The sequence below is a fragment of the Streptomyces sp. NPDC004539 genome (genome assembly GCF_040610055.1).
Classification (GTDB): Bacteria; Actinomycetota; Actinomycetes; order Streptomycetales; family Streptomycetaceae; genus Streptomyces.
On the sequence record NZ_JBEXLS010000063.1, the window covers coordinates 1 to 5,825 of the forward strand.

The 5,825-nt window shown below is 62.2% G+C and carries 4 protein-coding genes and 2 pseudogenes; 3 read left to right on the forward strand and 3 right to left on the reverse strand.

What is annotated here, in order from left to right:
- Positions 1 to 122 precede the first annotated feature (122 nt).
- Positions 123 to 914: a GntR family transcriptional regulator gene (locus ABZX85_RS50415; protein WP_355885173.1), complete on the reverse strand. Its 792-nt coding sequence runs from the start codon at positions 912 to 914 to the stop codon at positions 123 to 125.
- 108 nt (positions 915 to 1,022) lie between these two features.
- Between ABZX85_RS50415 and ABZX85_RS50420 the strand changes: the two genes are divergently transcribed.
- On the forward strand, positions 1,023 to 1,430 hold the full coding sequence (locus ABZX85_RS50420; RefSeq protein WP_355885176.1) for an NUDIX hydrolase: 408 nt from the start codon (positions 1,023 to 1,025) through the stop codon (positions 1,428 to 1,430).
- A gap of 15 nt (positions 1,431 to 1,445) precedes the next feature.
- Here the strand turns inward: ABZX85_RS50420 and ABZX85_RS50425 are convergent.
- Positions 1,446 to 2,290 (reverse strand): annotated as a pseudogene (locus ABZX85_RS50425) (IS5 family transposase).
- 112 nt (positions 2,291 to 2,402) lie between these two features.
- Here ABZX85_RS50425 and ABZX85_RS50430 point away from each other — a divergent pair.
- Positions 2,403 to 2,771 (forward strand): annotated as a pseudogene (locus tag ABZX85_RS50430) (ATP-binding protein); the annotation flags it as partial.
- 161 nt (positions 2,772 to 2,932) lie between these two features.
- Positions 2,933 to 3,103: a hypothetical protein gene (locus tag ABZX85_RS50435; RefSeq protein ID WP_355885174.1), complete on the forward strand. Its 171-nt coding sequence runs from the start codon at positions 2,933 to 2,935 to the stop codon at positions 3,101 to 3,103.
- An 878-nt stretch (positions 3,104 to 3,981) separates the two neighbouring features.
- Here the strand turns inward: ABZX85_RS50435 and ABZX85_RS50440 are convergent.
- Positions 3,982 to 5,733 (reverse strand): DUF262 domain-containing protein, encoded by a 1,752-nt coding sequence (locus ABZX85_RS50440; protein ID WP_355885175.1) that lies wholly within the window; start codon positions 5,731 to 5,733, stop codon positions 3,982 to 3,984.
- Positions 5,734 to 5,825 lie beyond the last annotated feature (92 nt).

Here is a 5,825-nt window from a genome sequence, read left to right on the forward strand (position 1 = left end):
ACAGACCACCGCCCTGCGCATACCTCATAACAGACGGCGTACCGCGAGGATCAAGCTCTGTCAGCAGCTACGACAACCCGAGTTCAAACTCAGTAATCGGCGGCGGCTTTTGGCCGTTCCTTTCATGTCGCCGGGAGTTGGTAGGCGAGGACGTACGCGTCGGCCGCCATGACAGTGTCGCAGACCTCCACCGCGCGGCCTTCGGTGTCGTACGCGGTGCGGACCAGGTGGAACACCGGGACGCCGACGGCGAGGTTGAGGGTCTTGACCTCGGCGGGCGAGGGCATGCGGGAGCGGATCTCCTCGTCGAAGTGGTCCAGGCGGTGGCCGAGGTCTTCGAGGCGGGCGTAGATGCCGCCGGGGCCGGGGTTGGGTTCGGCGATCTGAGTACCGCGCGCGATGTCGAGGGGGATGTACGACGTCGCGAACTCGACCGGGCGGCCGTCGAGGAGGTAGCGGCGGTAGCGGGAGAGCACGCGGCGTACGGAGCCGAGGCGGGCCGAGATGTCTGGGCCGGCCTTGACCTCCTTCACTTCGAGGCTGTCGACCTGGAGTTGGCCGCCGGCGGTGTCCGCCTCGACGACGAACGCCGACTTCTCCTGTTCGCGGTGACGGCGGGCGAAGCGGTCGGAGGCCAAGCGTCGTACGGGTGGACGGGGGCGGACGAAGACGCCCTTGCCGTGTTCCGCGTGGACCAGGCCCTCCCCTTGGAGGATCGAGAACGAGTTGCGGACCGTCATCCGCGAGACGCCGTAGTGGTCGACCAGCTCGGCTTCAGACGGGAGCTTCTCCCCCTCGCTGAAGCGGCCACGGTCGATGGCCTCCCGAAGTTGGTCGGCGATCTGGCGGAAGACCGCGCGGTCACTCGTCGGATCGAGGGTGCCGAGGAGGCCCGAAGGGAGGGAAGGGCTCATGTGTACTCCTTATAGATATCTAGATGAGCGGGCTGGCTGTGTCGCTACCGTGGAGAGCCTGGTCAGCCGAGAGGGTCGAGGTACGTGAGCACCGAACGTCCGCACTCCGTGAGCGTGGCCGGGGTCGTCGTCGACGACCAGGGCCGGGCTCTCCTGATCCAGCGGCGGGACAACGGGAAGTGGGAGCCGCCGGGGGGTGTCCTCGAACGCGAGGAGACGATTCCGGAGGCTCTTCAGCGTGAGGTTCTCGAAGAGACCGGCATCAAGATCGCTCTTCCCGCGACGCTGACTGGTGTCTACAAGAACATGACCGGGCTGATCGTCTCGCTGGTGTTCCGGTGTGAGGCGGATGACGGTACCCCTACGACCGGGAGTGAGACCCGCGCGCTGCGGTGGGCCACTCGCGAGGAAGTCGCTGAGCTTGCCGATGAGGCGTACGCGATCCGTGTTCTGGACGTGTTGGACTTGGCGTCTCCGCCTACTGTTCGCGCCCATGACGGCGTGAAACTCGTCTAGGCGGTTTCGTTTGGATCATCGGGCGGACCAGAGGAAGATGCCTGCGATGTGTAGTCCGGCCAGGTAGATGGTGGCTGTCTTCTCGTAGCGGGTGGCGATGCCTCGCCACTGCTTGAGGCGGTTGATGCACCGCTCGACGGTGTTGCGCTGCTTGTAGGTCTCGCGGTCGAAGAGTGGTGGTCTGCCGCCCCGGCTGCCGCGCCGCATTCGGTGGCCGCGCTGGTCTGCCGGGACGGGAATCACGGCCCGGATGCCGCGTCGGCGCAGGTGTTCACGGATCGTGCGGGACGAATACGCCTTGTCCGCAAGGACCAGGTCCGGTCTGGTGCGCGGCCGGCCACGACGTCGGGGAACCCGCAGGCGGGCCATGACTTCGGTGAAGGCCGGTGCGTCACCGGCCTGGCCGGCGGTGAGGACGAACGCCAGAGGCCGGCAACGGGCATCGGCAGCCAGGTGGATCTTCGTGGTCAGTCCGCCACGGGACCGTCCGATGGCATGGTCGTCGGGTTCGCCGGCCGGGGCCCCTTTCTGTGGGCCCCGGCCGCATGCTGGTGGGCCCGAACGATCGTGGAGTCCACCGAGACCGCCCGGTCGAGATCCTCGTCGGCGTCGGCCCGGGCCATCAGGGCGGTGAACACCCGCTCCCAGGTGCCGTCCACGGCCCACATCCGCAACCGGTTGTAGACACCACGCCAGTTGCCGTGCTTCTCCGGCAGATGCACCCACTGTGTCCCGGTCCGGAACTTGAAGGCGACCGCGTCGATCACCTCCCGATGATCCCTCCAGCGGCCACCCCGCCTCGGCGTCCGGTCCGGAAGCAACGGCTCGATCCGCGCCCACTGTGCATCACTCAACGACACACCGGACCAACGATCTGATGATCTAAACGAAACGCCCTAGCTCTGACCCGCTGCACATGGCGGCCTACCAGCGCAAAGGAACTTATATGCACGAGTACATGAGTTAGGTGGGGTCTGGGGGCTCAGTTGCCCAGGTTTCCCTGAGGAAGTTGGTCGCGCTCGGCGGTGGACTCGGGATGTTCTGCGCGGATCGGCGTTCGTCGACGACGCCGAGCTGATCGTGAGCGAGCTGAGCGCGAACGCGATCCTGCACACCGCCAGCGGGCTGGAGGCCGGGAGTTTCCATCTCGCGCTCGCGGTCTCGGATCAGGTCGTCGCGGTCTCCATGACCGACCACGGCAAGACCGGGACGGCGCCGAAGGCCGAGCGCCAGGAGCAGGACGCCGAGCACGGGCGGGGGCTGGAGATGGTCAGCGCCATCGCTCATCGGGTCGTTGTGCATCGGAGCGGGCAGGGGCACACGGTCACTGCCGAGCTGTATGCGGCGCCCCGCTCTGAACACCTCGCACGGTCGGTGTCTGTCGGCCACCTCAATGGCCACTCAAGTGAGTCGAAGATCAAAGGGAGTTGAGGAAAGCGTCTGACAGGAGCAGCGGGAACGACAGCTGGCGCGGAGGCGAGCAGGTGCCGCCGATCGCGTACATGACCTACGCGCCTTCCAGGTACGTCTGCGCCGACTGCAAGGAGTCGATCGGCACCGAGGAGAAGGCGGTGCGGCTGGCCACCGACCACATCGGGGACGGGCAGGCCGTACCTGACTATCGGCACTACGCCTGCTACCGGCCGAAGAAGCGCGCGAAGGGTTCCCGGTGAAGCCGTCCGACAAGGCCGCCGAGGGCCGTGTGAATGCGGTAGGTCTGCTTCAGGTCGTTCGGCTCATGGACGGCCCGGAGGAACCGGAGAGGGACTGGCGGACCGCATACGGCGCAACGGCCGATCCCGGGAGCGGGAGGGTCGAACTGCCCGTGCCCGTCTACACTCAGTGTCCTTTCGAGGCATGTCCGGACTGTGCGACGGAGAGGGGGCAGTGATGGTCACGGCACAGCTCATCGGTCAGAAGGTCACCGATGGTGTCCGCAGCTGAATTCTGACGGACGTGATCGCCGATTGGGTGGACCCGGCCAGCCCCATCGGGGACCGCCATGCGCAGACCAGGGCGTTCGTACGAACCGTGAACGGCGGGGTCGAGTGCTCAGCCGATCCTGCCGAGCTGGAGCCCGCATGAACAGAGCGCGGGCGATCGCCATCACCGTCAGCGCGGTTCTGTGGATCGTCACCATCATGGTCATCGTGGCGCGGGGGTTCTCCGCGTAGCCCTGTACGAAGGTGCGTTACAACTTTCTCTACTGGTTCAAGGCGGCTCGCTCCGCTCCCCGCGCGCGGCACGGCCCCGGCCGGGCCTGCGCTCCTGTCTCCGCCCCGCTCCAGCCCGGCCGACGCCCGTACCGCGCTCAAAGCATGCAGCCGCCTGATGCCAGAGAAGGGGTACGTCGTGGCTGGGGCGGTCGGCTCCACGGCTTTACGGAGCCACTTTGGCGCGAGCCTCGAAGATCATGGCCCCAACGTCGTGCTTTACCAGGCAGGTCCACAGACTGCCCGACGCGCCGGAAGCTTACGGAACCATGATCACTCGCGCCAAAGCAGCGCCACCCCAAAGCCGCTCCGCCGACCTGCTTGCAGGGCGCCTGCTGTTAGCTGAATCCCTTTGCTAGCGCCGCGATCTTCCGAACCTCAGCGACTTCTTCTGTGGAAGAGCCTCGCCTAATGAAAACACGATCTCCGCAATAGGAGATATCGCTTTGGCCAGGAATCAGGACTCGGATGACCGACAGGCCCTTGTATTCGATTGTATCCACGCCACTCAGAATCTGGGTTGCCAGGGGATCGCTGATTGGCTGCTGGGATAGTTTCGTCACGAATCGCTGCACGTAGGCATCCAGCGACATCTTAAGGGACTTCGCTTCTCTGTCCACGCCCACAACATGATGATAACGGCCGACCAATACGGGAGTCACAGAGTCAAGCGTTTCGATCCTCTTCGCATCAGCTTCTTTGTCTGCAACGCCGATGAATAGATAACCCTCATGTCCTCGCTGGACGTTAGCAATTCCACAAATGGTTTCCGCTAGCCGAACGAAGAGCCCATCATCCCTCGTCCTACGGCCATCTAGCCTGAGAACCCCCTGCTTGAACTCGTATCGACTAGTTTCGATCTTGGATCTACGTAGAGAGTTTTCGAAATCTAGAGCCAAGCCGGGGCCGTGTCCAAAAACTGGCGGCACCTTGGTTACAAAATACCTCTGAATTAGCCCCGTGATCGTGTCAATATTGGATATGCGATCCTCTGCCGAAGTGTAATGCCGAGCAGTCTTAAGGCGAGGCCCTACGTTCCTGAGGGCTGCCACGATCGCCTCGTTGTCGGCAGGCGACTTTTGTTGGCGGACGATGAGTTCGAAGAAGGACATGAAAATCGCATAGAAAGATGTGCGGATTGGGTTTCTACCGCCAGGGCGAACCAAGTTCCGTAGGCCATTTGGTCCAGCAAGCCGAGAGTCAATCACCTCCGTGAGTACAGAAAACGTCGACTGGATCTCCGCTTGAAGTCGCTTTGACCCATAGGCGGCTAGAGCCATTTCTAGACGCTTATGCTTTTCGCTTTGCGAGTCATAGATCTCATCGAACTCTTCTTTGCTCGCAGGGAAAGGGCTATTGAACAAGATGGAGGCAGAAATGTCTGCCACCATTTGCTCGTCATCCCCCTCCCGCAACTGCTTCACATTAAGAATTCCATGCCTGATCCACACCGTATCCTCTGCTCGCACCCCGTACCGCTGGCTCTCCCGAGAGGATTCGATAGAAATGCTCGGCATATCGTGCAGCAGAAGCACGTCATCCGAGACGTCACCCCGCAAGGAACTCGCCACTGTTCGCACAAGCTCCGAGAATGAGTTAAGCATTCCTGCTTGCCGCTTCTCTTGGGCGCTCAATTGACGCCCGTTCGAGTTAATTCGACTAAATACGTCAGTAATTTGCCCCTCGGTCTGAGTTGGAAAAATCGTGACAGCCAACTGATAATCAACCAGGTTCGCACATTTATCGGCAGGAAGTAGACTCTGACTATCGACAGGATTGAACGCACCGGCTGCAGCCGCCTGACGCGCCCTAGCGCTTTGCCCTAGATCGAAATACATGCCATCGTAGTCGAACTTTTGCTCAATAAATGAAAAAATGGCATCGAGGCGCTGCATTCCGTCGATAATCTCATACTTGCCGCTCCCGTGAATCTCAGGCCTTTCAGCTAGGAGAATCAGGGGGATTGGATAACCGTCTAGAATGCTATCGATCAGGAGTTGCTTCTCGGCAACTGACCAGACGAGCTTTCGTTGATATCGTCGATTTACGAGGAGTGAATCCTCTCTGAAGAGTCGATAAGCCTCTGTCACGGCAGCTGTAGTTCTTGATCACGGTTGGTCGTGACGGTGGTGTCGTTGCTGGTGGCAGGCGGTTGCGACGGCTTGGTGACGGCGTCGCCAGG

What these genes read in the sequence shown, in the direction of transcription:
- ABZX85_RS50415 (WP_355885173.1), bottom strand. Translation starts at nt 914, where the DNA reads ATGAGCCCTTCCCTCCCTTCGGGCCTCCTCGGCACCCTCGATCCGACG.
- ABZX85_RS50435 (WP_355885174.1), top strand. Translation starts at nt 2,933, where the DNA reads ATGACCTACGCGCCTTCCAGGTACGTCTGCGCCGACTGCAAGGAGTCG.